Raw genomic sequence first — 25289 nt, 5'->3', positions numbered from 1 at the left:
CTAACAGTCAGAACGCGCTCAGTGAATCCCCCTCACCGAGATGTGCAACAGCGCCCTTTTCAGATGAAACCAACATCAATTTCCTATCTGGGCAGATATTCGGATCGGATTAGAAGTTATATTTCACCACGTTTGGGCAATGATCAGAAGGCCAGTTTTCGAATGGTCCAGTAAACGCATATTCATATGCGTCCACGCTCTTTGTCAGGTCTGTGAATGATTGCGATACTATCTGGTAATCTATCGCTGCCTTGTCTTGCAGAGAGCATTTTGACACGCCTTCGTGGGACATGATCTTGAGCCCCAACTGTTCATTGAAGCCCAATGTGTTCATGGCTTCATCACCCCTTTGAGAAAGCCGGCGATTGAAGTCTCCGCCTATCAGGATAGGGATTCCCTTGTCGTTCTGGCTGGCGGCATAGGCCGTCAGATATGGGATCTGTTCGAATAGGGTAGAGCAAGCCTCCGCGTCGTCGCCCTCGCTGCACCCCGCTTTCAGATGCACGTTCAGGATCTCGACGGGCTGCGCGTTCAGCAACACTGTTGTGGTCAATCCGTGACGCAATGCCCCGAAAATACCAGTTCCGCCAATCGAACCGGCGCGGCTTGAACTGTGCGTGCATTCGGCTGCGTTTTGTGGCTTCGGCAGATCTGGTTGGCTCTGACAACGCCAGGTTCAGCTTTCGATGAGGCATCGAGCGGAGGACGTTTGTCATTCGATCTCTTGCGTTCTCATCCGGAGACAAACCAACCGACAAGATCCAACAGAAATTACGTCAGGCTTGCTGCCGCAAAGGTAAGAAATTGGCGGGAAAGGAAGACTTATCTGTCGTTTGACAAAGTCTGTAAAACGACAAGCTGCTTTGCCTTCCAGACGACGTGATATCAGTTACTTATGCAGTTTCCCGTCAATGAACCTTTCCCTTTTCGCCAAGGTAATATTCTTCGTCGTAATCGCGGAGGTGATCCATCGGTGGTTGATGGATGCGCCGGCGGGCCAAGCCATCGGGGATATCTTCATGCTGCGCCAGATGACGACACCGACGACACCGATGGTATCGTGCAGGTTGTCTCCAGTCTAAAATAGGGCCTGATCGCTTAAACTGATTTCAGTTCGTCAAAGCTCGCTATTGCTGCACTCAGATTGTCGATGATCTCGGCCAAAAGGATATCAGGTTCTGGCAGTGAATCGAGGTCGGTCATTGAGCTATCCTTGAGCCAGAAGACATCAAGACTTGCTTTGTCACGGGCGAGCAGTTCTTCGCGCTCAAATGCCCGCCACCGCCCGTCCGATTTTTCTTCGGACCAGGTTGCTACGCGTTCATGACGGTTTGAGGGGTTGTAGCAGGCGATAAAGTCCTGAAGATGAGCATATGTCATCGGTTTTTGCTTCAGCGTGTGATGCACGTTCGTCCGATAGTCATAGAACCAAACTTTTGACGTCTGCGCTTCGGGGCTCGCGGGTCTGTTATCAAAGAAAATCACGTTCGCCTTGACGCCTTGAGCATAGAAGATGCCAGTCGGTAGGCGAAGAATCGTATGAAGATCAGTATTTTGCAGTAGCTTTCGACGGATTGTTTCGCCGGCACCACCTTCAAATAGCACGTTGTCAGGTACAACCACAGCTGCCCGCCCGGTGGTCTTAAGCATAGTTCGGATATGTTGAACGAAGTTGAGCTGCTTGTTCGAGGTCGTCGCCCAGAAATCCTGGCGGTTGTAGGTCAGGTCGTCACTCTCTTGCTCACCTTCTGCGTTCGTGAAGGTCATTGAGCTCTTCTTGCCGAAAGGCGGGTTGGCGAGAACATAGTCGTAGGTGTCTGACGGGGGCGAGATCAGCGCATCTGCTGGTGAAACACTTGGTTCGCCGCCCATCTCGCCGATTCCATGCAGAAACATGTTCATCAAGCAAAGACGCCGTGTGCCTGCCACGATCTCGTTGCCGTGGAAGGTGCCGTTTTTCAAGAATGCTTTCTGTTCACGGTCGAGTGCAAAATTCTTCTGATCAGTCAGAAAATCATGTGCTGCCAGAAAGAAACCGCCCGTACCGCAGGCTGGATCCGCTATAGTCTTTCCCGGTTCCGGACGAATACACTCCACCATTGTGCGGATGAGTGCACGCGGAGTGAAATACTGGCCTGCGCCCGATTTCGTATCCTCGGCATTTCGCTCCAGCAGTCCTTCATAAATGTCACCTTTGACGTCTGCTCCCAGCGTCACCCATTTGGTGCCGTCCACCATGGCGATCAGGCGAAACAGCTTGGCCGGATCGGTAATTTTGTTCTGCGACTTGGTGAAAATCTGACCAAGCATACCTTTGTGTTGGCCGAGTTCGCGCAAGATCTTGATATAATGCGCTTCAAGCTCTGCTCCGCGTAGGGCGGTAAGACTCTCCCAATTATATTCAGCTGGTACGCCCACATCGCGGTTATAGGGCGGCTTGGCGTATTCGTCGGCCATCTTGAGAAAGATGAGGTAGGTCAGCTGCTCCAGATAATCACCATAGCCAACGCCGTCGTCACGCAGCGTTGTACAGAAACTCCAGACCTTGTTGACGATGGGGGCAGTGGTCATTCTTCCTTCCCCGAGTTCGCTAAAACGCCTGTTTGATCAAGCTGCGCGGATTTCCCCATAGCACTTTCGACGAGCCTGAGAAGTTCAGCCTTTCGGTGAGCGTAGAAAGCATGGAAATCGTTGGCACGAAGCAGGTCGGCAGGGATACGGTGTGTCGTCAGGATGTCGTTCATTGCTTCATCGTCTAACGCGACTTGCGTATGCTTTTGGAGCGCGGCGAGGTACTCGGATGGCGCTTTGCGCCCGATCATGCGGTTAGCCTTGTATGAAATGGGCGTCTTGTTGACGATAGCATTGTATATGTTCGCCTTGATCCCGTTGTCCTCGCACCAAGCCCTTGGAAAGATGTGGTGAATGTCCAGCGCGGTATCTTCGTCAGCCAATTCCTTGATCGTTGCTTTCCAGAAGAAATCGCGGGCGCCCTCGCGGAGGACAAGAATATTCAGGCCCTTGTATGCGGCGCTGTTGCGCGAGCGAAGGGTGTCAAGGCGGCTTTCTTGGAATGCGGCTTCACTGATTGTTCGTGGAAGGCTTCCGTTCCGTTCATTGCTTTCGTTATCGGGGTCACTCAAGAGCCAAGGCATCAGATCTTCAAAATCGTTTGCGATACGCGTTTCGACCGCCCCACCATAGAGTTCACCCAAAACACCGCACCAGAACCAGCGGGACAGGCGATCATGCACCTTGGGTTCGAGCCACCGCTCCTTGATCTGCGACAGAACGGCGGCAAGCGGCACAAGTTGCGTGCGATAAGGCAACTCGCGTCCGTCAAAGAAGCATTCCTTGCGCATGAACTTCGCTGCCAGCATAAAGCCCTCCTCCACGAGAGGGGCCCACTTTTCGTAGTCTTGGAGTGTCAATGAAAGCACGGTGGCACGCTTGGCGCTGACCGCAGAGATCATCTTCCCTTTCTTGTCAGCCTGGATATCAGCTTGGCGCTTCTCCCAGCTTTGTAGGATCGAGATCGCCTGCAGAAAATCTGCAGGTTCGGTTCCCCGCAGGATAGGTTCCTGGCTGAGACGGTGGTAGCGCCCTTCGACACTCCGCAACGTGCTGCCATACCAGTCGTCACGCAGGTTGAAACCATCAGCGGCGAATGTCGCGGTCATCAACTCGAATACTGACAGGGGCACGCCGCCCGTGTTCACCTTTTCGAACACAAGGCAAACGGCCTCCTTCGAAGTTGCCTTGCCAAGTGTGATCGCGGGAAGCTGGTAGCTTCGGAATGCCGTAAGCACATTTTTCCGGAAGGCCATGAATTTGCCGAATTTTTCGGGGGCGTACTCATGCAGGTCTTCTTCCCAAGCATCAGAACTCAGGATTTGCGAACAGGGGAAAAAGAAATTCTTGATCTCCAGTTCGCGGGTCGACAGGTCGAGAACAACATCACGATCGAAATTCGTCTTGATCTTCCGGTCGTCGGGCACAGAGATGAACGCCTCTTCCAGCCGGTCATCCTCCAAGGCGATATCAATATCGATGTAGTAATGGCGGCTGATCGCCTTGCCCTTTTCATTGAAGGTCTTGACGGGCTTGTCGAGTGCGAGGACCTGAGTCAATGATGTCAGGCGCTGCTGGCCGTCGAGGATCAGTTTTTCCGGCTCGGGCACCGGCCCGTTGAAGTCGACGTTCTCGACCGGACGGACCTGAAATCGCACATCTCCGCCCGTATCGAGCATCATGACAGCGCCCACGGGAAAGGAGCGGGCAATGCTGACCAAAAGGGATTTGACATGTTCATCGTCCCAAACCCAGCCTCGCTGAAAATCAGGGAGTTGGATCACGCCGCTTGTCACATCGGACAGAACTTGGGGAAGAGGGAGTTTGGTGCTGTCGAAGGTGCTCATCTCAATCCTTGTGTATTACGAGCTCGTCGCTCTCCCGGGCAAGTTCCCAGAATTCAACATTGTGAGGGATCATGTGGGCTTGCGTCCGGCGAAAATAGCCCAATAATGTTTCCCCGCGCCCTGGCCTCAGGCTCTGTTCAACGAAGAATATCCTTCGGTACTCAGGAGGAGCCATGTGAAAATAGAACATGGCCTCTGCCCAGTTCTTCATTTTGGCGCTTGGTACGTTGCCACTTGCTGTCCACGTCTGTGATTTGCACTCAACGATGATCTTCGGTGTCTCTGACCCCAGGTCAAAGGCATGATCCTTCTTGAGACTGTGCAAGCCACAGGGGACCCGGTGATTCAACTCCAGCGACAGACCTTGAGCGGCAAGAATTTTTTGGGCGCGCAGTTCGAATGCGCGGCCGACATGGGAGTTGCTGATCGAGCCGTCTCGCTGAAAATTGTTCATGCGCGGACCTTCCGTCTCTTCGACTTCGGGGCCTTGGCGCGCTCGGCCTTGATCCGTTCCAGCAGGACAGAGGCAGGTTCGTCCTCGGGGTCTTGGGGGACGAGACGGCCGGAGAAGGCTTTTTTCAGGATGGATTGGCGCAGAGCGTCGGCGCGGGTGAGGGCGGCGTCGATCTCGGCTTCGAGCGCATCGGCGGCTTCGAGACGCGCGTCGAGGATGCGGGTGATTTCGGCTTGTTCGGCGAGGCAGGGCAAGGGAAGTGTGAAGCCAGAAACGTGGTCTTGATTGATCTTGTAGATGCCAGCAGTTGTGCGCGCGGCCTCTTCGATTTGGCTGCGCACCGTCCAAGAGTTCCAGGCAAGCAAGAAGAAGTCGGGACGCACGGCAGAGGTGTCGAGCCGCACACGGATCATAGTATCCGGGAAGGCAACCGGCATGGGCTTTTCCATGACACGTCCGCCAATCCCGACCAGCTTCTTACTACCGTTACCACGGGCTAGGAAGATGTCCTCGTGTTCTACGAGGAACGGGCGGGCTTCATCTTCGGTCCAGTTGCCCTCCTTATTTTCAGAGAGAGCAATCTTGCCATTCTTTAAAGCAGTAAGGCGCAAGACCGGAAATCCACCAGCCTTGTCCTTGACTGAGCGCCCGTTGATCAATGGCGCTCTTAGAGTTGCTTCAACTCGGACGGTTGGCCAAAGTGATGAATTTTCCTGCGCTTGGAATTCGAATTCGGCTTGCCGCTTCGGCTTCGTGGGCTTCTTGCCCTTCTCGGCACCAGCGCGCCACTTGGCGAGGGCCTCTTGCCAAGTGTCCAGGGCGGCCTTGTAGCGGGTCTCGCGTTCCTTTTTGATGCGGGCGAGGAGGGTTTCGGGGCTTTCCAGCTTGTCCGCGTTCTGCGCGCGCCAATCGGCGGTGAGGCGGCCCTCAAAAGCGGATTTCAGCAGGGACTGGCGGTAGAGGCCGAGGGCGGTGCGCGCCGTTTGCAGGCTCTCGACCCCCTTGTCGATCTCGTCGAACATCGCCTCGATCTTCTCCACGATGCGGCGTTGTTCGTTCAGGGGAGGCAAGGGAATAGGCCATTCCTTGAGTAAACCCAGAGAGATATTTGGCTGCGCTCCACCTTTTCCTTCTTTAATCAAAGCGGCCTTCTCCGAGCGTAGAAAATGGTAAAGGAACTCGGATGACGCGACGCCATCTATTGGCTGAGCTACCGCGCAAGCCTGATTGGTCGAAGCCTCAATTCCCCAGATCGAGACTTTGCCAATGGTTGCACCGTACATCGCGATCCCGACCGAACCCTTGGCGAAAATTTTCGCGCTGCTGTTCTTTAGGCCAAGCTCTGAGAGTGACTCTTCTGTTTCGCGGATATACTTGCCAGTAAGCTCCCCGGTTTTGACCCATGGAATGCCGCCACCGAAGTAGTCGGATCGTTTTCGGCTTGGGGTGCCGCCTGACGACCACTCGGCTATTTCCTTCAAAGTCGTTGAGACCCATCCGCTCGGCAAATCCGTCATGCCGAAAGCGCCTCATTCATCTCGGTCATGACCTCGTCCATCCCATCGCCAAAGAGCGCGTACATCTGCCCCATTCCGCCCTTGCCGTCAAAGGGGGCCATCTCCAGATCGTCGCGCTCGATGGTGAAGGAGGTGGCGAGGTGGTCGCGGATCATGCGCAGCCACTCCATCTGCTCCTCGGTAAATTTCTGACCTGCGCCCGAGTGACGTTTCAGCACCCAGTTCTGGAAGTTGCGCCGCACCCGCTCGGAATGGCGGGTCAGCGTTTCGTCCAGCCCTGTGACCCTGCGGATCAGCGCCACCAGCGCGGTCAGGTCGCTGGCGGGGTTGCCACCCTTGTAGTCATCAAGATGCGCATAGGCGCGCCAGACGGTGAGCGGTGCCAGGCGGGGGCGATCCTCGGTCAGTTTCTTCAACACGTCCTTGATCATGGCAAAGGTGACCTCGGAGCGACGGGCGGGGGTGTTGAAGTAGATCTGTAGCGCCTCGATCTGATCGCGGTTCTCGGTCAGGTATTCCTCGAACTCCTGCGCGATCTGCCTGGCGTTCTCGGCCACGTCGCCCGCCCATTCGGCGCGCAAGAGCGTGTCGAGGTTGTCATGGTCGATGGTCTGTTCGTTGTCGCGGCGGATCGTGTCCATCAGGGTGATCAGCGGGCCGGTGAAGACGTTGGCGGCCTGCTTGATCCGTTCCTCGCGCGCGGCGTTCATGGCGGCATCGTCCGGCTCGGGGTGACCCGCGGCCTTGGCGTCGGCCTCGACCTTGTCAGGGTCGATGGCGTCGAAGAGGTCGCGGACGATGGCGGTGAGGGATGTTCCGGCCTCGGTTGCGATCTTCTCCTGGTCCTCGGCACCCAGCTTGTTGTCGAGCCGCGAGAGGCGTGCGGCGAGCGAGCTGACGGTTTCCTCGGACCGGTCGCCCATCATCAGCCCCATGGCGAGATCCTTGAAGGGGATCGAGGGCTTGGTGTCGAGCGGCTGACTGGCGGTCTTGAGTGACTTGGTGACACCGACGGCATCGACGATGACGTAATGGGTCTTTGCCTGGGCTGAGGGGGAGACCTTTTTCAGGTCATCGGGTTTCAGAACACGGGTGCCGCGGCCCTTCATCTGTTCGAAGTAGTTCTTGGACTTCACGTCGCGCATGAAGATCAGACATTCGAGCGGTTTGACGTCGGTGCCGGTGGCGATCATGTCCACGGTCACGGCGATGCGCGGGTAATACTCGTTGCGAAAGGCGGAGAGCGAGGATTTGGGGTTTTTCGCGCCGTTGGTGATCTTGCGACAGAAGTCGTTGCCTTCGCCGAATTCCTGCCGGACCGTCTGGATGATGTCGTCGGCGTGGCTGTCGGTCTTGGCGAAGATCAGGGTTTTCGGCAGTTCCTTGCGACCGGGGAAGATCTCGGGCCACTTTTCGTGGAAGGTGCGGATGACGGTGCGGATCTGGTCCGGGTTGACCACGGATCGGTCAAGTTGGGTCGCGGCGTAGGCCTGCTCGTCGTCTTGTGTTTCCCATCTGCGCGCGCGGGTGTCGCGTTCTCGTTTCTCGACAAGTTGCTCGGCCTTGAGCGTCTCGCCACCTTGAGTGATTTGAGTCTCGATCAGGTAGATTTCGTTGCCGACGTTGACCTTGTCGGCGACCGCCTTCTCATGCGTGTATTCGCTGACCACATTTTTCTGAAAGAAGCCGTAGGTGCGGTTGTCGGGCGTGGCGGTCAAACCGATCAGGTAGGCGTCGAAGTATTCGATGACTTGACGCCAGAGATTGTAAATCGACCGGTGGCATTCGTCGATGACAACGACGTCAAAGTATTCCGGCGGCAGCTTTGGGTTGTAGACGACCGGCAGCGGCTCCTTGCGGCGCCATTTCCGTTCAGCCGGGTTTTCTTCTTCTGCGCCTTCGTTCAGTTCCTCGCCCTTGAGTGTGGCGTACATGCGCTGGATCGTCGAAATGACGACCTGGCTGTCGTTCGCGATGGAGGGCGAGGTGAGGCGCTGGACGTTGTAGAGTTCGGTGAACTTGCGGTTGTCGTCGTTCGGGATGAAGGCCATGAATTCCTGTTCGGCCTGCTCGCCAAGGTTTTTGGTGTCGACGAGGAACAGGATGCGGCGTGCGCCGGCATGTTTGAGCAGGCGGTAGACTTGCGTGATAGCCGTGAAGGTCTTGCCGGACCCGGTCGCCATCTGGACTAGGGCACGTGGCTTGTCGGCCTTGAGCGAGGTTTCGAGGTTTGTGATCGCCGTGATCTGGCAGTCGCGGAGGCCGTCCGGGTTCAGCTCTGGCAGCGCGGCAATGCCGGTACGGAATGATTGTGCGGCCTGTGCCCACGCCTTGAGGGTTTCCGGGCGGTGAAAGGTGAACACTTCGCGCGAGCGAGGATTGGGGTCACGCCCGTTTGTGAAGCGGGTGACTAGACCGGTGCTCTCATAGAGAAACGGAAGCGGTTCAGCGTTGGAGACCCACTTTAGTTTGGCGTTCGCGTAACCCTCGGATTGTTCCTCGACGGAGGTCAGCCTCACACCCCAGTTGTCGGGCTTGGCTTCGACCACGCCGACCGCCTGCCTGTCGGCGAAGAGGACGTAGTCGGCGGGTCCGATGTCTGTTTGATATTCACGGACTGCGATGCCTTCGCCCGCAGTGAAATCAATTTCAGACTTGTTTTGGACAATCCAGCCTGACGCTCTTAGCCGTTGATCAATTCTGTCACGAGCCTGTTGTTCGGGATTTTGATTGCGCAAGGACGACATCACAAGCCTATACAAATTTGCCCGCATGTTGCGTCATGTCTAATATGATCGCAATATGGGTCCCGCTTGGTTCACTATCGCATGTGTTGCAACGCTGTGGAGCCACGATGCGGGATGTTCACCGTCAGGATCTTCTGGTGGCGGGTCAGCATGCTGAAGTTGGACACCGGCCAGTCCAAGCTGTTCAGCTTCACCAGGTTCTCGACAAACCCGGCTATCTGCTGAAGCGCGATGCCGAATAAGACCTCAATTGAAAAGCACGTGCGGTTTGCGGCATCACCGTAGGTCTGTCGGCACGACCTCCCAAGCCGTCTCGGAGGCAAACCAGATCGTCAATGAGCTCCGATGCTTGATCGCTTTATTGTAGGCTGGTCTGTACCCGATCTTGTAGGTCGGTGCTGCTCATGTTGCCCAGTTACCACGTCAAGTTTATTGGATGAATTCCTGCAGGGATTTGCACAGCATAGCCGCTGTGCGGCCCCGAGCGACGCAAGGGCGTGGCAACCTCGAAAGCCTATGCGCCGAGTTTTTCCGCCTTCCGTCGAAGTAAAAGCTGAGTTTACGTGGCTGATCAGGCGATTTGCTTGAGCCTCCTTGAAACTGTATCCGCTGAAATACCCAGAATTCTGGCTGTTTTTCGGGTGTTCCGCTGGCCGGGTCCCGAGTAGGTCGTGAGCACCTGGCGGTTCGAGATGTTGCGGCAGTGGTTTCCCCGAGGCAGCTTCCCGAAGACCGGCTCAACGATGCCTGTGACAAACGAGCGATGTTTGTGGAAGAGGGCCGCGAGTTTGCGGATCGTCATGCCAGCTGCAAATTGCTCAACGATGAGAGCGTCAGGCTTCAAGCCCTCCTTCTTTGCCAGATGGTAGGCATTGCGGGGATCCTTCGCCAGTAGATCTGACATGCATCTGGCGCGGCTGTCACTTTGATACTTCTTTCCATCAGGAAGCCGCATTTCCTCGGCGATTTTCGGTCGGGTTGGATAGAGCGGATGTGGCAGGAAATGATACATGCTCGGATTGCTGCGACAATACGCAGTGAAGATCTCGCCAGATGGGGGAATTCCTACCATTTTCCTCGCCAGATTCTCTTGGGTCACGGCAGATCCAAATCGGACAACTATATGAAATTAGTTAATTAATTTGTTGTGTGAATGATTCCCTGATGCTACCTTCAAATTACTAAATGCTGTCCGCTACACCAGATGTTGGGGGTTCTAATGCAATTGGACATAGAACGGCATGATCACGTCAAGCGTAGACTTCGTGCGTTACGCGTCACTTTTGTCGATATCGCCGCCGAACTGGGGTGCAGGCCGAGCTTGGTCACAATGGTCAGCCAAGGACATCGGCGATCCGAACGGATCGAACAAGCTATTGCGGGCCATCTGAAACTATCTCCGAGCGAGATCTGGCCTGACCGCTATCCTACAGAGAAGAAAGGAGTATCCCCATGACCGTTTAAAAGAACGACCCCGAAAGCTTGCGCTCCCGAGGTCGGATTACGATTGGTTCTCGTTATTCGATCCTCATGCGACAGCTTCAAAAAGTCAAGGCAGAGCACCGCTTTGAGTGGTGTCTGATCCCTGTTTTCTGTCAAAGGAGGCACGCCCTTGGGCGATCGGTCATGAACGGCCGGTCGTCGGGCTGACACATCATGATCAACAAAGAAATCGACGTTTACCAACCGCCATCACGCAGCCTCGCTTCGCGAATTCCGTCGGCAAGGTCACGTGGAAGCAGTCGAGGGCTGATTACAGCTCACCTCCCGGCAGATTCCGGGCCGCGGTATTTCTGGTATGAGAGCAAGCTGGAGCAGAAGGTATTCTACTTGCTCGCTGGACGCCGCGATGTCTTCAATATCCACGAGCAATCGGCCCCCATTTCCTATCGCAATCGCCGCGGCCGCCCCCAAGCTCACTATCCCGACTTTCTGTTGACGAAGCGATGCGGGACCAGGTTGGCGATAGCGGTCAAACCTCACGGACTCGTCGAAAGTACCGGTTTTCGTGACGAACTTGCTCTCGTTCGCAAGAATATGCCGCTCAGCTATGCGAAGGATCTCGTTCTCATCACCGAGAAGAGCTTTGCTCCCTGCGAGGCGCGAAATGCCGAACGGTTTCATGAATTCCGCCGCCATGCGGATCCTGACGCCGACGCGCTGATCCTGGACCTGCTGGCAAACTTGAAGATGGACACCACTATTGCTTCCCTGGTCGCGGCCAGTGGGCTGGAAGGGCGCGGTTTCCGTGCGGTGTTCCGCGCGATTTACAATGGGCTGGCAAGTACGATCAGGAAGGTAGACATCCGCCCGTCGACGGTCATCCGCACGGAGGTCAGCAAATGACTATGCGTTTTCGCCTTTCTCCGACCGATTGCGTCTCCATCTCAGGCATTGAGCACAGAGTGCGGTCTCAGTGCTCATCAGGCATCATTTTGGAACGCGTTGAAGATCCCGGCATCAACCGATCATATACACATGACGAATTCATGGACCTCCTCGCCGCGCCAGATGTGTCACTTCGGCGCGGAGAATTCAGCGCAACTTCGGCCGCACGTCGCTTGCGCTGTGACACCAAATATCTTTCGTCTCTATCGACGCAGGACAGCGATCAGGTTCTGTGGCGGGCGGCTTGGGTAGAAACCTTTCTGCAGGCCGAGCGGCAGGGTGAAGTGAAGCGGACGGAAAGATCTGTAAGTCAGATCCTTCCAGCCCTGACCGAGCAGATCAACGATGCTGAGTACCGCCGACAGTATTCTGGGAAATGGCGGCGGGCAGGGTTCGAACTGAAATCGCGGCAGGCACCTTGCCCGAAATCACTACTCTCTTGGGTTCGGCAGTACGAGGAACACGGCGCAACGCCATTGGCACTGATGCGTAAACTGCGCTCACCGTCGAGTTTTCACGTTCATTTCCGGCAGGAGGAGAAAGAGCTCCTTGCAGAATGCGTTGCAAATTATCTGGATCGCGGGCGGCCAACAAAGACGAAGATAGCAGATGACACGCGTCGGACGTTCACAGAACGTAATGCTGAAAGGGCGCTGCACGGCACTCAGCCACTTAGAATACCTTCAACTCGGACCGTCGAGAGGCGCATTGGACAGCTGGATCCTTTCGAGACCGCGGTGCAGCGTCATGGCCTCGAATACGCAAAACGCAAGTTCAGCTTCTATGAAGACGGCATCACTGCCGAGCACCCGATGCAGCGAATTGAGATGGACGATTGGGAGATTGATGTCATGTCGCTCCTTGGTGAAAGTGGTGCGCTTGATCGTCTTTCCCCGGCAGAGCGCGCGCGCTTTGATGTCGGACGTCGATGGCTTTGCCTTGCGATCGATTGCGCCACACGATGCGTTGTCGGATTTCGCCTGACTGAAAAGCCCGAAACGACGAATGCGCTGGCGACACTGCGTCTGATCACCCAGGACAAGTCGCCTATTTCGCAAGCCGCGAATTGCGATTCGTCTTGGGATCAGTATGGAGGTATCGGCATTCTGGTCACCGATCAGGGGTCGACCTTTGTTGCGAACATGTTTCGGACGGCTGTTGCCGATGCGGGCGGTACCTATGAGGCGGCATCTGCCGGAGTGGCGAAGCTGCGAGCGCGCGTCGAACGTATGTTTAGAACGTTGGGTCAGCAACTTGCCCCAATGCTGACCGGACGAACCTTCGGCAATCCGCAAGAGCGTGGCGATTACCCGTCGGAAGAACTCGCAGCGCTGACAGATGATGAACTGGCGCAAGTCATCACCCTCTTCATCGTCGATATCTACCATAACTCTCAGCATGCGGGATTGGGAGGAGAAACCCCGGCAAATGCATGGAAACGGCTTGCTGCCGAGCAAGGCGTCACCCCACCACCGGATTCCAACGGTCGGCGCGTGTTGTTTGGACTTGAGCTCGAGCGAAAGCTCGGCCGACATGGTGTTTGTGTTTTTGGCATCAACTACACCAACGCCAAGCTCCAGGAAATGCTCCTCCATGGCAGGCAGAGGGAGGTGAAGATCCGTGTTGATCCACACTCTCTGACATATGTTTCGGTTCTGATCGGCAAAGAATGGCATCCCGCTGAGGCTGTGAACCAAGGGGTGGAAGGGCTGTCTCTTGATGAGTGGCAGTCGATCGTTCGAAACCTTCGGACAGGTTTCAAGGATGATGCCAGATTCTCGGTGCAGACCATTTGGAGCGCCCGTAAAAAGATCAAGACTATTGATGCGCGCGCACGGGCGCTCAGACAAATTATGCCAAGCCAGTGGACCACGGCTGATCTGGAACGTGCCGAGCGTCATTTGTTCATGGGCCTCAGAATTGGCCCGGAAGGAACATGTGCAAGTGGCACTGCACCCGTGGGCACTGGTGATCTTCTGGATGATGTAATTCATCCGCCAGAGCCGATCTCTCCGACTGACCATGGGGATGACGCCGACACCCCTCCCGATGCCGACACTCCGCCTCGCTGGAGGATCTCACGTGACTGACCCCGGCCCGGAAATTGCGCAGCGTATGCTGGCGCTCAGAGCGCATTTCGCGCATCACCCCGTTTATGAACAGCTCGAAGGGCAGTTTGAGCGCCTTCTCAGCAATCGACGCGTCGAGGTCGACAAGGGGGAGGTGCGCGAAGCGCGTGCGATCGCCTTGATTGGAGCTTCAGGCAGCGGAAAATCCACCGCCATTGATCGCCTTTTGACCAAGACATCCGGTTTGATCCTGCCCCAAGAGGGGCAGGATCATTGCGACGTTGTCAGCCTGATGGTTCCTTCACCCGCAACCCTGAAGTCCGTCGGGCGGTCTATCCTGGAAGCGCTTGGGCGTCCTCTGCGACGAGAACGAACCACCGATGCGATCTGGGAACTCGTGAGGGGGTTTCTCAAGGAGCGGAAAGTCCTGTTCCTGCATCTCGACGAAGCGCAGGACATTGCCAGGCACCAGACGCCGAAAGAAATGCAGTCGGTGATCAATACGTTGAAATCATTGATGCAGTCTCGGAGCTGGCCCGTCGGGCTCATTCTATCCGGCATGCCAGGATTGAAGGATCTTCTCAACTACGACCCGCAGTTGGCAAGACGGGTCTTCCCGCTGGAGCTTCCGCGCCTCAGCCCCTTGGGTGATATCGGCGAGGTTCGGGCTGTTGTCGGCTTCTATTCGGCAGAAGTGGGAATTCCCTGGGAGCCGGAAGCGACGGCAGCGGACGTCGCGGCGCGATTGATCCACGCCGCAGACAGAGAATTTGGACTGCTGATCGAGATGACGATCGACGGCCTCGAGGAAGCGTTGCACTCGGGTGCTTCATCCCTTTCGGTCGAACATTTCGCTGCGGCCTTTTCTCGACGCTCGGGATGCATCGCCGGGCTCAATCCCTTCATTGCCGATGAGTACGAGCGTATTGATGTCCGCAAGCTGCTTGGCCGGGAAGGTGAGGAATGATCCGCCTTGCGTTGACCCTGCCACTCTCGGCATATGAATATCCGGTCGCCTATCTGTCGCGTTTGGCCCGTCGAAATCTGGCAGGGTCTGTTTCCCGGTTTGCTGAGGATGTTGGTATTGATCTGTCAGCAATGGCGCGCGGGGATGAGATATCGCTGAACCAGTTGCGATACATGGCAGGTCTGGAACCGGATGCCTTCCTGTTTACCACGATCAAGGTCGCAAGCGCGACAAAATGCTTTGCGGGCAAGCAAGTGCTGCACCGGGAAACCCTGACGCGCAGAGATCTGTATGTCTGCCCTTGTTGCCTCAAGGAAAACCATGCGGGTCAGGATCCGAAATGGCGCCCGATACACCGGCTACATTGGCAGCTTAAGCATGTTGCGGCCTGTGACCGGCATGCGGTCAGACTCATTGCCGTGCCGCAGAGGAATGATCCGGGGAGCTATCGCGATGTCACCGCAAGAATCAGCGCACATTGGGATGAGATAATCCGTCAGGCGAGCCGCGAGGAGGCCTGTCCTGCGACCAGCCTGGAATCCTACCTTTCGGGTCGGCTCTATCGTCCCTTGGGGGGTGACTGGGTCGACCAGATTGAAATTCCAACATTGTGCAAAGCCGCGGAACTCCTTGGAAGCCTCATTCAGCATGGCAAGCGAAGCCGCTTCCTTGCTCTGACAGATAAGCAGCAAAGACAGGCCGCTGAAATTGGTTTCGACGTTTTTGCCAAAGGCCCTGACCGCCTGATCAGCACATTGGAGAAACTGCGTCGAAGCGACCCCGAGATGGTTGGAAACCAGCCACATCCACAGTTCGGAGAGTTTCAGAGGTTTCTTGCAAGTTCCAAGAAAAGCCTGAGCACAAATACCCTGCCGATCAGGCAGGTGGTCAGGGAGTATTTCGTCAGTAATTTTCCATTCAAAGGTGGATCTGTTGTTCTGGGACAGGTGCTGCCGGAGCGAAAATTACATTCGCTGAATTCGGCCTGTATCCGAGTCAAAAGACGCCTTGAGTTTTTCAGGGATATGCTCGTCGCGGATGGGTTGGCAACGCAGGGCGCGGCTGGTCAGGTGATTTTGACAGGTCCGCTGACCGTCGAAAGTGTCGAGCGGTTGCGATACCAGAAAGACCGTCTGCTGTTTGAGAACGAAACGGCCAAACGGTTGGGTATCACGGTCGAATCGTTTCGGACACTCGTTGCTGCGGGGCTTCTGCGCCCGCGAACAGACCAAAGCCACAAGCAAAAGAAGACCTTCGACTTCTGGGTCGAAGATGTCGATGCCTTCAAGGAAGCACTTTGCGGCGACCTTCCAACGCTCGGCTCTTCCCTGAAGAATTCTGACTGGGAGCGGATCTCCAAGGTGCCGGTTCGAGCAAACTGCAACCTTGCGGAAATCTTTGAAATCATTGTGAAGGAGAAGATCAAGCCGAAAGGATTGCTGAACGGTAAATCCCGACTGGATCATCTGGTGATCTCTGTTTCCGAGCTTCGCGCTGCTCTGCCGAAAGCCGAGAACCCCGGCTTGCCCCGGATTCCTGCCTTCCGCCATCTCGGGATCTCGAACGCCACGCTGAACTGGCTTCTGGAGCAGGGATATCTTTCGTCGGTTCGTTGCTACAACAGCGACAGCCGGTTCGTCATTGAAATGGTGACCTGGAAATCAATGGCGGATTTCCAGGGGAGTTACGTCACGCTTGCTCACGTATCGCGTAAGACGGAACTCGTGCCCGGCGTGATCTACAATCGTTTGAAAAGCCGGGGAGTCACCCCCGTCGTTGACGAGAAGGGTCTCAGCAAATTCTACTGGCGGACCGATGTGCAAAACCCGCACCTCTACCTCCTTCCCGCGAAGCCAGGGCCCAGAACCGGAAAGCTATGGTCCCGGCTGTCGCCAGAGGATCAAAAGACAGCCGAAACAGCCATTCTGGATATGTCCCTTCTGCGACCTGCATTGGGGCAGGTGGGCCTGTCTCGAGAGCTTCAACGCGAAGGTGTCGATATTTCAGGCCAAGGCGTCCGATCAGTTCTAGTTCGGCACGACTTGGCAACCAAAGACAAGCGGAAAAACAGGGCCAACTTGTCGTGACCGTTTCACGTCGTTGATCGGATGGTCCAAATTACTGCCCTTGTCCTGTGGAAAGGGCGGGAAGCTGACTTTCGCTGCTGAATGCGCGAACGGCCGGTTTCGGCTTGAGAAGCTGACAGACCGCTCTTGACGCCAAGGGCGGGACCGGAATTCTCAATTCCGTGCGTATGCTAAAGGGGGATTTCAATCGCGAGGCGCTTTGGTACTCTCGCATTAGATGAGCCGGTATTGGCGCAAAATGTGCAGGAAAGATGGCGTGCATGGCTACAATTGCAACGATAAAGACGCTGAGCGGCGTCGGTGTCCTGGCAGATAAAGCTGCACGAGAAGACATACCGCCATTCCGCCAGTTTAATCTCGTTTACGGTTTCAATGGATCCGGCAAGAGCACGTTGTCGAGATTATTTGCCTGTCTTGAGGCAGGGAAACTTCACGAAGATCTTCCGGCAAACTGCAGCTTCGAGATTGCACTCGATGACGGTGAAACGTTCAAGGCCCCCAAAAAACTGGGAGGCCTTGAGAGCCACGTACGCGTATTCAATGAGGATTTCATCGCGCGGAATTTGGAGTGGAAAGAGGGCCGCGCATCGTCGATCTTTTATATTAGTGAAGAGCAGTCCGATCTTGCGGCCGAACTCCGTGCTGCCCAGCAGACACTCGCGGAAAAGAAGCAGTCACGGGATGCTGGCAAAAGAATCGCTGACGAGCGCGAAAAGGCGCTCAAGAGCTACCGCACAGAACGGGCCAAGCTGGTTGCGGCATCGCTGCATCTGGGTAACCGAAGGTACGAGGCCAAACAGTTAGAGAAAGACTACCAAACGCTACCACACGACAAAGGCGCGAGGTTGGAGGCAGAAGCCCTCAATGCTCTTGTCGATGTAGCCCGCCTCACTGCCCCGCCGCCCCCTCTGAAAGCCATTGCAATAGATGTTGATGGCATTCGGAATACGGTGGAAGGCGCACGGCACTTCGCTGAGCTGAGTATTGGGACGGTGGTGCTGGACGAAATGGAATGCCACCCTGCTATGGTTCCTTGGCTAAAAACCGGTCACGATTATCACAGCGCGAACGGCCTGGAAAATTGCCTGCTATGCGGCAATACGATCAGCGACGCTCGAAAACAGAAACTCGCTCAGGCACTGGACGACCGACTCTCGAAGCTGCTTGGAGAGCTGAAAGACGCGGGCGCGAAGGCTTCAACACTTCTGACCGAGATCCGATCCGCTTCAGACACTTGGCCCAAGGCTGCCGAACTCGAACTGCAGTTTGCGGAGCGTTACGCTGCCGCGCTCCGTGACACAGAAAGCTTCTTGAACGACTTTGTCCCTGTCATCGAGGAAGCGTCCCGAGTTTTTACTGCTCGCGTGGAACAACCAACCACTGCCATTCCGCATAATCTGCCGAGCCCCGACGAAATCGCGGCACGGAGCAAAGCCCTCAAAGAAGCCATCGCCGTGCAGAATGCCGTTATCGGCGAGCACAACGAAGCGTCTGCGGATTTTGCTAAACGCCAGGGCGACGCCCGCGAGGCCATCAAGAAACACTATCTGGCCGAAGGACACGACACCTACGCCGAACACCAGAATTTGCTGGCGGAAGCGAATGATCGGGTGAGCTCTTTCGAAGAAGAGATCCGCAAGCTGGAAGGCGATATTGCTGAACTCAGCGCCAAAGTGCGAACCCATGGCCCAGCCGCCGACCAGATCACGAAGCTTGTTCGCGCCTACCTGGGCCACGGTGAGCTGACGATAGTCGCGACCGACGACGGATACGAGCTTCGTCGCCACAACAAGATAGTTAAAGGACCGCCCAGTGAAGGCGAGAAGACTGCTATCGCGCTCTGCTACTTCATCTCATCACTGGAGGCCGACGGGCAATCGCTCAAGGACCTGATCCTCGTCATCGACGATCCCATCTCAAGCCTCGACACCAAGGCCATGAACTATGCGTGCTCGCTTATCCGCTCGCGCCTGACCGCGGCCGCCCAGCTTTTCATTTTGACCCACAATCAGCACTGCATGAACGAGTTCAAGAAAGCTTGGCGAAACCAGGCTAAGGCAAACCCTCCGACAGCCGCGCTGTTATTTCTCGATGTTTCAATGCCCGAGGGCTCAGAAGCCAGAAGTGCCCGCATTGCCGAACTGCCGTCCCAACTGCGCGCTTACGACTCCGAATACCACTTCCTGTGCCACAAGATGCTTCAGTTCGAAGCGGCTGGTGGCCAATATTCGGAGTATTGGTTTATGATGCCTAATGTGATCAGGCGGGTTTTGGACATCTTCCTCGCCTTCAAGGTTCCGGGTAGCCACCCCCTGCAACAGAAGCTCGAAGCCCTGACGAAGAAGTGCCCGGATATCGACGACGTCCGTATCAAGGCATTAGACCGCTTGATCCAGGTGGAATCACACTCTGATAGCCTCGACGATCTCGTCTCCCATTCCTCGATGACGATCGAGGAGACGCGGGATGCGAACACCGCTCTGCTCGAACTAATGGAGGCGGCGGACGCTGACCATACCAAGGCGGTCCGCAAGCAATGTAAGGCCGCATGAAACAGCCCAAGGACCGAGGAAAGCTCGGCCAATAAATCAGTTGCACGAGCGTTTGAAGCGATGGCGGCGTCCCTCGAGCCGCTGACGACCAGTTGACTTGGAACCGAAGCAGGCGTTGGCCTGAGGGGCATTGAGCATCCGCTCTGGGCCGGAAACGACTTGGTCGTGGTCGGGACGGCGAGCAGCTATTCGCTTGACTCCGAATGAATGACTGCAATGGAAGCAACCGACACTCTGCCACCGTTGCCTCCACTCAAAGATCAAGATACACGTGACCGAGCATCAGCGGCCTGCAATCAACCAAGTGTTGTGTTACCTGCGACACCTGCGAGAAGGTTACTTTCAACTCGCCCCGCTACATGCTGTTACGGAATTGCGAAATTCCCGCGATGTTGGGAATGCGAGATTGTAGGTCGTTGATGCACCCATGTCGTTAAAGCCCTTTGCCAACCTTAGACAAATCGCCTTTGCGCTTCGCCGGAATTATCGGAAGAGATTTGTCTACATCGCTTACGGACTTGCTCCAGGTGCGCGATACAAAGAATTTACCATACCAAAGAAAAGTGGTGGGACACGGCGTATTTGCGCACCGCGTATTGCGCTTCTCGGGTTGCAGCGTGACATCCTGCGCCTTCTGGAAAGCGACTATCGTCCTCGCGCCCACGTCCACGGTTTTGTCGGCGGGCATCAACGCAGCATCGTGAGCAATGCTCGACAACACGTCGGCAAGCGTTGGGTGCTCAACATTGACCTTGAAGACTACTTCGAGACCATTCACTTCGGTCGCATTCGCGGGCGTTTGATGGCCCCGCCTTATGACTATCCAGAAGAGATTGCCCAGTTCATCGCGCACATCGCTTGCTTTCAAACAGAAAAGGAGGTCGAAGGCAGTCTTCGAACAACCCATGTCCTGATGCCTGGCGCCGCACTGTCGCCAATACTTGCAAACATCGTTTCAGACAAACTCGATGCTGAGTTGGCTCGATTTTGCAGGCAACTTGGATGCACCTACACGCGATATGCCGATGACATCACAATCTCCTCCAATCGCAGGACCTTTCCGGCACCAATCGGACGTTTTGCAAACCCCGACAGCCACGATGACTTCATTCTATCAGACACCTTTCAGCAGATGATTGAGGACAACGGATTTAGAATTAACCACGCAAAGACACGACTGCTGGGCGCCGCCTTTCAACAGGAAGTCACCGGTCTGGTTGTGAATGAGAAAGTTAACGTTAAGCGCAAATTTGTTCGCGATGTCAGGGCGATGCTTCATGACTGGGAGTTTAATGGCTATGCTGCGGCATCGGCGCGCCACTTCAACGATAAACGCCCGGATAGAGGCCGGTTGCCGGAGCAGGAAGCTACGAACTTCGAATGGGTGCTCCGAGGGAAAATAGAGTTTATTCGGCAGGTGAAGGGATCCACTGACCAGGTCTTCCGCGGCCTTGCCGCGAGGTTCAACGCATTGTCCTCGGGCGGACAATTTTCGATTCCGTTGGTCGAGGATAGCGAGGTTCTAAACGCAGCCGTTTGGTATCTCGAAAATGACACAGATGGCGGATCAGTGGGCACCTGTTTCGCCGTAGCCGAGAACCTGTTTGCGACCTGCGCGCATTGCCTCGGACCAAATCTGCGCATCTTTCCGCGACAAAGCCCGGCATTCGCAATGGAAGCGGACGAAGTAGCCCGCGACGAACACAACGACCTTGCGCTCATTCGGTTAAGAACTCCAATGCCCGCATTCAATCCAGCAGCCACGCTGCAAATGGCCTCGAGAGCCGAAGCTGGCGCGCTCGGCATCCGCTCTGCGGTGCAGGCTGCGGGCTATCCTTCCAATCTGGACAGCACGTCTCTGACGATCCGCGACACCGAGGTGACAGGTTTCTCGCGGCAGACCTTTGACGGCACGCCCGCCACATCCGATAACGTGATCGCCTTGTTGTCGGGAACTTACGAGGGAATGAGTGGTGGTCCCGTGCTATTCTCTGGAAAAGTTGTCGGCGTAATCGTTAGGGGGCCAAACGACGACGACCGGACAATCCCCTTCCTCGCGGTCAGGTCAGAGTTTGTTGATGCTTTGCTTGCAACCCTTTAGCGGACATTGACGACCCAGGTGGGTGACCGTCGGCTAAGGGCCGGGATTGACGGCACACCTGGGGACACGTGTGCGCCCCGCCGCGCCGCCGCAAGTCCGGTTCGAGCCCATACCGTCCAGGCGTCCTCATCGGTTCAGGCCCATCAAAAGTTCCCCGAGAGCCATAGTGAATCCCTGATCTTCGTGCGATTCCCTGTCCTGATGTCGACCACTCATCGCAGTCGCCAGGGCAGCGCCATGGGTGAAGTCCACGAGTATGTCGCGCCACAGCTTCGTCCTCTGATGTGGCAGGCCGACTTCGGCCAGAAGGGCAGAAATCTCGTTGGTGATCCGTTCTGCCTGCTGCGGAAAAACGACAGGCCGGCTGAAGATCAAGGTGGTCAGTGCCGGGTGGCGGAGCACCTGGGCATGGTAAGCTTTTAGGAGATCACCAATCCGATCGATTGGGGTGCCGTCCTCCGGCGCCATTACCTGCGCATAGACCGCGTCCGACATCGCGCCGATCAAGCCATCCCGTCCGCCGAAGTGATGATGGATCGTCATGGGGTTGATGGCGAGGCGCTCCGCCAACGCCCTCATCGTGAGGGCGTCTGCCCCCTCGCGATCCAGAAGTTCGAGGGCGGCCACAACCATCTCGTCGCGCGAGACAGGAGCTTGCGCCCGTGGCGGCCGCCCCCGGGGCCGCTTCATGCCTCGACCCGGTAACGGGACTGGACGAGTCCGGATGGAAAGCTCTTCACCTCCTCAAGGCAGAGGGGAATGTCAGCGGCGACCTTGCCGAACAACCGGCGTCCTTCACCAAGGAGCACCGGAACGCTCGTGATCACCATGTCGGCGATCAGGCCGGCCCGAAGGAAGGACTGAATGAGAAGGCCGCCATCGACATATACCTTCCGGTGTCCTTCGACCGCCAGCATATGCATCGCCTCCTCAGGCGCTTTAGTCACGACCCGCACCTTGTTGGCCAGGTCGTCCGGCACGTCGGACTGCGACAGGGTCGAAGACAGGACGACAACTGGACAACTGTAGGGCCATGGTCTTACGGCTGCCATCTTTTCGAATGTTCCGCGTCCCATCAGAATGATGTCGATGTCCGCGATGAAGGCATCATAGCCATGGTCTTCGTCGGGATTATCGCGGTCCAGGAGCCACGCGATATCGCCGTCCTTTCGAGCGATGAAGCCGTCCAGACTGGTAGCAATGAAAACATGCCCTGTGATCATTTCACACCTTTATTTATACACTGTATAATACATGAAGGTGTGCGTCCCTCGTGTCAAGTGCAACGCCCGTCCACAGCGTTGGCACCGCATAGACTTCGTTTTGATTGACGTAACCCGAGACCGAAAGCGAACGGCAGCAGGGTCCGCATCAGCGGCATCCGACCTAGGATTTTGCTGCACCAAGCCATGAACGGCCGCTTCAGGGCAGCCGCACCGCCGCATGTGCGCGTGCTCGACCGTCCGCAATGGGCCGAAAATGCCAGTTCCGCCAATCGAACCGGCGCGGCTTGAACTGTGCGTGCATTCGGCTGCGTTTTGTGGCTTCGGCAGATCTGGTTGGCTCTGACAACGCCAGGTCCAGATTTCGACAAGGCATCGAGCGGAGGGCGTTTGTCATTCGATCTCTTGTGTTCTCATCCGGAGGCGAGCCAACCGACAAGATCCAACAGAAATTACGTCAGGCTTGCTGCCGCAAAGGTAAGAAATTGGCGGGAAAGGAAGACTTATCTGTCGTTTGACAAAGTCTCAACTGGTCGGAGCGAGAGGATTCGAACCTCCGACCCCCTGCTCCCGAAGCAGGTGCGCTACCAGGCTGCGCTACGCTCCGACCGTAGGTGGGGCAGGTAGCGCGATGTTGCGCGGATTGCAAGCCCAATCAGCTGCGTGGATGCCATAATCTTTGCAGAAGGGCTGTCTTGGGCGCGGTGACGGTCTCGTTGCGAAGCCTTGCAGAGGTTGCGGGGCGGTTGGTCGAGTTGCCGCCGCTGCGTTCGCGCCAGACGATATAGATCCCGGAGGCGATGATGATCGTCGCACCGACAAGGGTCGGTGTGTCCAGTGCCTCGCCGAAGAGGAACCAGCCATAGGCTGTTGCCCAGAGGATTTGCGAATATTGCATGGGTGCGACCAGCGCGGCCTCGGACATGCGATAGGCCTGGATCAGCAGAAAGCCCGCAGTCAGCCCCAGCGCCGCGATCACGCCGGTCAGGGCCAGATGAGGCAATTCCATCGGGCGATATTCAAGCCCCAGCGACGCGCCGGTCAGAACGAAATTCCCCAGCATGGGCCACATGATCAGCACCAGTGGACGTTCAGAGCGGCCCAGCTTGCGCACGATAACCGCCGCGGTCGAACTGCCCACGGCCCCGATCAGCGCGGCCAGGTGGCCAAGGGACAGCGGCTGGGTTCCCGGCCTCAGCACGATGAGGACGCCGATCAGCCCCATGATCACTGCGCCCCAGCGATGTGCGCCGACACGTTCGCCCAGCAGCGGGATCGACAGGATGGTGACCAGCAGCGGCGAGGCAAAGAGGATCGCATAGACCTGTGCCAGCGGCAGATGCGAGAAGGCGTAAAAGCCCCCCATGCCGGCCACCACTCCGCAGAGCGTGCGCAGCGCGACCCAGCCGGGATGTGCTGGCCTCAGCGTGCCGCTGGTCGGGTCCCGCATCAGGACCATCGACACCAGGGGAAATGACAGCAGCGAGGAAAAGAACAGGATCTGCAACGAAGGATAAGAGGCGCCCAGAACCTTGATGACCACGTCATGCGTGGCATAAAGGCCCATCGCCAGCAGCGCCAGAAACGCCCCCCGGATGTTCTCTGCGCCCATCGGCCTCTCCTGTGCTCCGTTACCGCGAACACAGAAGCCACGGACCGTTTTGTCAAGTTTTTACTGCAGGGCGGGCCGACTATTTGGCAGGGACGCCGTCTTTCCAGTCATCCCAATTTGCAATCACGGCCTGTGCAAAGGTATTGCCGACCCGGAATGCATTTTCCGTTGCCGGGCCAAAGCCACCGGAATTCGCCCCCAGCGATTCCGCTGCCGTCTGGCCGTCGTGCTGGCGGTCGAAATTCGAGGCGGTGCGCAGAACGGCGATCCGGTCGAGATCGACCCGACCGGCGGTGGCGGCGCGCGACAGCGCAGTCAGCGTGGCATTGTCTTCCATCTGCGAGGTGCAATATTCGGCCTTGCCCGCGCTTAGCTGTGCGACGTGATTCTCGATCATCTCGGCGGCGATCTTTCCGTGCCAATAGGTGTCGGCCGAGACCGTGTCGCAGAGGCTCACAAAGGGATCCCCCTGCGCAGCGGTCTGGCTGTAGGCGGCGCGATATTCCCTGGCGCGTTCGGAATCGGCCAGTTCGACATCGCGGGTCAGTTGAAAGGCCCGCTCGGCCAGATCGGCATTCAGGGCGAACACTTCGGTTCCAGCCGTCCAGCCGCCGTCCTGGCCGGGTTGCGATGTTCCCAGCTTAAGCCAGCCACTCGCCCAGTCCTGCGGGATCTCGCGCGCATCAATGTAATGCATCAGGCCACCATCCAGAACCTGGCGCGCCCAATGTGCCGATCCCAGCGTGCCCAGTTCGGGGTCTACCCCGGCAATGCCGGCGATCAGGATATAGCTGCCGGACAGGTCGACCTTGTCGCTCAGTGCGACAGCCGCGACCGAGCTGGCGGCATTGCCAAAGCCCATGGTCGTGGTCATCACGCAAAGGTCGTCATTGCAGGACAGCGCGGGTGCGGATTCCGGTAGCCCGGCGATTGCCACCGTTTTCGACAGGTCCAGATTGTCCAGCCATGGCCGGGTTTCCCCGTCGAACATCGTGATGACCAGAATCTTGGGGGCCGTCACATCCTGCGCCATGGCGGCAAGGGGGGAGGCAAGCAATGCGGTAAGCAGGGCGGTGGTGTATTTCATGTGGCGGCCTTTTGGGTCGGTGCTGGCCCGATGTGCTGTGATTGCGGCGACCGTGAGGGTCGCCGCA

General features: G+C 56.7%; 19 protein-coding genes and 1 tRNA gene. 7 read left to right on the top strand and 13 right to left on the bottom strand.

What is annotated here, in order from left to right; all coding sequences use genetic code 11:
* Positions 1-109: 109 nt before the first annotated feature.
* The 8 genes from JHW44_RS00550 to JHW44_RS00520 form a co-directional block, all read right to left on the bottom strand.
* The gene (locus tag JHW44_RS00550; protein ID WP_143811515.1) at positions 110-553 is read right to left on the bottom strand and encodes an endonuclease/exonuclease/phosphatase family protein; all 444 of its coding nucleotides are present in this window, start codon (positions 551-553) and stop codon (positions 110-112) included.
* A gap of 545 nt (positions 554-1098) precedes the next feature.
* Positions 1099-2571 (bottom strand): class I SAM-dependent DNA methyltransferase, encoded by a 1473-nt coding sequence (locus JHW44_RS00545; protein WP_089346123.1) that lies wholly within the window; start codon positions 2569-2571, stop codon positions 1099-1101.
* Positions 2568-4418, bottom strand: a complete 1851-nt coding sequence (locus JHW44_RS00540) for a GmrSD restriction endonuclease domain-containing protein (RefSeq protein WP_089346122.1) — start codon at positions 4416-4418, stop codon at positions 2568-2570. The genes JHW44_RS00545 and JHW44_RS00540 overlap by 4 nt, the downstream gene beginning before the upstream one ends.
* Position 4419: 1 nt before the next feature.
* The gene (locus JHW44_RS00535) at positions 4420-4872 is read right to left on the bottom strand and encodes a PDDEXK family nuclease (protein WP_089346121.1); all 453 of its coding nucleotides are present in this window, start codon (positions 4870-4872) and stop codon (positions 4420-4422) included.
* A complete protein-coding gene (locus JHW44_RS00530) occupies positions 4869-6389 on the bottom strand; it encodes a restriction endonuclease subunit S (RefSeq protein ID WP_089346120.1) in 1521 nt (506 codons plus the stop codon). The genes JHW44_RS00535 and JHW44_RS00530 overlap by 4 nt, the downstream gene beginning before the upstream one ends.
* Complete coding sequence (locus JHW44_RS00525; protein ID WP_089346119.1) at positions 6386-9136, bottom strand: type I restriction endonuclease subunit R; 2751 nt, start codon at positions 9134-9136, stop codon at positions 6386-6388. Before JHW44_RS00525 ends, JHW44_RS00530 begins: the two co-directional genes overlap by 4 nt.
* 74 nt (positions 9137-9210) lie before the next feature.
* On the bottom strand, positions 9211-9459 hold the full coding sequence (locus tag JHW44_RS20435) for a transposase (RefSeq protein ID WP_089346118.1): 249 nt from the start codon (positions 9457-9459) through the stop codon (positions 9211-9213).
* Positions 9460-9707: 248 nt separating this feature from the next.
* Complete coding sequence (locus JHW44_RS00520; protein ID WP_143811514.1) at positions 9708-10235, bottom strand: hypothetical protein; 528 nt, start codon at positions 10233-10235, stop codon at positions 9708-9710.
* A gap of 105 nt (positions 10236-10340) precedes the next feature.
* Between JHW44_RS00520 and JHW44_RS20430 the strand changes: the two genes are divergently transcribed.
* The 7 genes from JHW44_RS20430 to JHW44_RS00490 all read left to right on the top strand — a co-directional run bounded on the left by JHW44_RS20430 (position 10341) and on the right by JHW44_RS00490 (position 21300).
* Positions 10341-10592, top strand: coding sequence for a helix-turn-helix domain-containing protein (locus tag JHW44_RS20430; RefSeq protein WP_419182505.1), 252 nt, complete (start codon positions 10341-10343; stop codon positions 10590-10592).
* 200 nt (positions 10593-10792) lie between these two features.
* A complete protein-coding gene (locus JHW44_RS00515; RefSeq protein ID WP_143811513.1) occupies positions 10793-11482 on the top strand; it encodes a PDDEXK family nuclease in 690 nt (229 codons plus the stop codon).
* Entirely contained in the window at positions 11479-13614 is a 2136-nt protein-coding gene (locus JHW44_RS00510; protein WP_089346115.1) for a Mu transposase C-terminal domain-containing protein, read from the top strand. Before JHW44_RS00515 ends, JHW44_RS00510 begins: the two co-directional genes overlap by 4 nt.
* Positions 13607-14560 carry an ATP-binding protein gene (locus tag JHW44_RS00505; RefSeq protein ID WP_272850283.1) on the top strand — a complete coding sequence of 318 codons (954 nt, stop codon included), beginning with the start codon at positions 13607-13609 and terminating at the stop codon, positions 14558-14560. The genes JHW44_RS00510 and JHW44_RS00505 overlap by 8 nt, the downstream gene beginning before the upstream one ends.
* On the top strand, positions 14557-16647 hold the full coding sequence (locus JHW44_RS00500) for a TniQ family protein (protein WP_272850282.1): 2091 nt from the start codon (positions 14557-14559) through the stop codon (positions 16645-16647). Before JHW44_RS00505 ends, JHW44_RS00500 begins: the two co-directional genes overlap by 4 nt.
* Positions 16648-16907: 260 nt before the next feature.
* Positions 16908-19199 carry an AAA family ATPase gene (locus JHW44_RS00495; protein ID WP_089345373.1) on the top strand — a complete coding sequence of 764 codons (2292 nt, stop codon included), beginning with the start codon at positions 16908-16910 and terminating at the stop codon, positions 19197-19199.
* A gap of 427 nt (positions 19200-19626) precedes the next feature.
* Positions 19627-21300 carry a reverse transcriptase domain-containing protein gene (locus tag JHW44_RS00490; RefSeq protein ID WP_089345372.1) on the top strand — a complete coding sequence of 558 codons (1674 nt, stop codon included), beginning with the start codon at positions 19627-19629 and terminating at the stop codon, positions 21298-21300.
* 126 nt (positions 21301-21426) lie between these two features.
* Here JHW44_RS00490 and JHW44_RS00485 read toward each other — a convergent pair whose 3' ends face one another.
* The 5 genes from JHW44_RS00485 to JHW44_RS00465 all read right to left on the bottom strand — a co-directional run bounded on the left by JHW44_RS00485 (position 21427) and on the right by JHW44_RS00465 (position 25222).
* The gene (locus JHW44_RS00485; protein WP_089345371.1) at positions 21427-21990 is read right to left on the bottom strand and encodes a TetR/AcrR family transcriptional regulator; all 564 of its coding nucleotides are present in this window, start codon (positions 21988-21990) and stop codon (positions 21427-21429) included.
* Positions 21987-22523 carry a dihydrofolate reductase family protein gene (locus JHW44_RS00480; protein WP_089345370.1) on the bottom strand — a complete coding sequence of 179 codons (537 nt, stop codon included), beginning with the start codon at positions 22521-22523 and terminating at the stop codon, positions 21987-21989. The genes JHW44_RS00485 and JHW44_RS00480 overlap by 4 nt, the downstream gene beginning before the upstream one ends.
* A 530-nt stretch (positions 22524-23053) precedes the next feature.
* Positions 23054-23130: transfer RNA gene (locus tag JHW44_RS00475), tRNA-Pro, on the bottom strand.
* Between the two features lie 48 nt (positions 23131-23178).
* Positions 23179-24135: a DMT family transporter gene (locus JHW44_RS00470; RefSeq protein WP_089345369.1), complete on the bottom strand. Its 957-nt coding sequence runs from the start codon at positions 24133-24135 to the stop codon at positions 23179-23181.
* Positions 24136-24214: 79 nt separating this feature from the next.
* A complete protein-coding gene (locus tag JHW44_RS00465; RefSeq protein WP_089345368.1) occupies positions 24215-25222 on the bottom strand; it encodes a purine-nucleoside phosphorylase in 1008 nt (335 codons plus the stop codon).
* Between the last annotated feature and the right edge of the window lie 67 nt (positions 25223-25289).

The sequence above is a fragment of the Paracoccus seriniphilus genome (genome assembly GCF_028553745.1).
In the GTDB taxonomy this organism is placed as follows: Bacteria; Pseudomonadota; Alphaproteobacteria; order Rhodobacterales; family Rhodobacteraceae; genus Paracoccus; species Paracoccus seriniphilus.
This window is presented reverse-complemented; position numbering and strand designations above follow the sequence as displayed.

Bases quoted from the DNA above. Each gene is read 5' to 3' on its own strand.
- JHW44_RS00545 (WP_089346123.1), bottom strand. From the start codon at position 2,571: ATGACCACTGCCCCCATCGTCAACAAGGTCTGGAGTTTCTGTACAACG.
- JHW44_RS00540 (WP_089346122.1), bottom strand. From the start codon at position 4,418: ATGAGCACCTTCGACAGCACCAAACTCCCTCTTCCCCAAGTTCTGTCC.
- JHW44_RS00535 (WP_089346121.1), bottom strand. From the start codon at position 4,872: ATGAACAATTTTCAGCGAGACGGCTCGATCAGCAACTCCCATGTCGGC.
- JHW44_RS00530 (WP_089346120.1), bottom strand. From the start codon at position 6,389: ATGACGGATTTGCCGAGCGGATGGGTCTCAACGACTTTGAAGGAAATA.
- JHW44_RS00525 (WP_089346119.1), bottom strand. From the start codon at position 9,136: ATGTCGTCCTTGCGCAATCAAAATCCCGAACAACAGGCTCGTGACAGA.
- JHW44_RS20430 (WP_419182505.1), top strand. From the start codon at position 10,341: ATGTTGGGGGTTCTAATGCAATTGGACATAGAACGGCATGATCACGTC.
- JHW44_RS00515 (WP_143811513.1), top strand. From the start codon at position 10,793: ATGATCAACAAAGAAATCGACGTTTACCAACCGCCATCACGCAGCCTC.
- JHW44_RS00510 (WP_089346115.1), top strand. From the start codon at position 11,479: ATGACTATGCGTTTTCGCCTTTCTCCGACCGATTGCGTCTCCATCTCA.
- JHW44_RS00500 (WP_272850282.1), top strand. From the start codon at position 14,557: ATGATCCGCCTTGCGTTGACCCTGCCACTCTCGGCATATGAATATCCG.
- JHW44_RS00495 (WP_089345373.1), top strand. From the start codon at position 16,908: ATGGCTACAATTGCAACGATAAAGACGCTGAGCGGCGTCGGTGTCCTG.
- JHW44_RS00490 (WP_089345372.1), top strand. From the start codon at position 19,627: ATGTCGTTAAAGCCCTTTGCCAACCTTAGACAAATCGCCTTTGCGCTT.
- JHW44_RS00485 (WP_089345371.1), bottom strand. From the start codon at position 21,990: ATGAAGCGGCCCCGGGGGCGGCCGCCACGGGCGCAAGCTCCTGTCTCG.
- JHW44_RS00480 (WP_089345370.1), bottom strand. From the start codon at position 22,523: ATGATCACAGGGCATGTTTTCATTGCTACCAGTCTGGACGGCTTCATC.
- JHW44_RS00470 (WP_089345369.1), bottom strand. From the start codon at position 24,135: ATGGGCGCAGAGAACATCCGGGGGGCGTTTCTGGCGCTGCTGGCGATG.
- JHW44_RS00465 (WP_089345368.1), bottom strand. From the start codon at position 25,222: ATGAAATACACCACCGCCCTGCTTACCGCATTGCTTGCCTCCCCCCTT.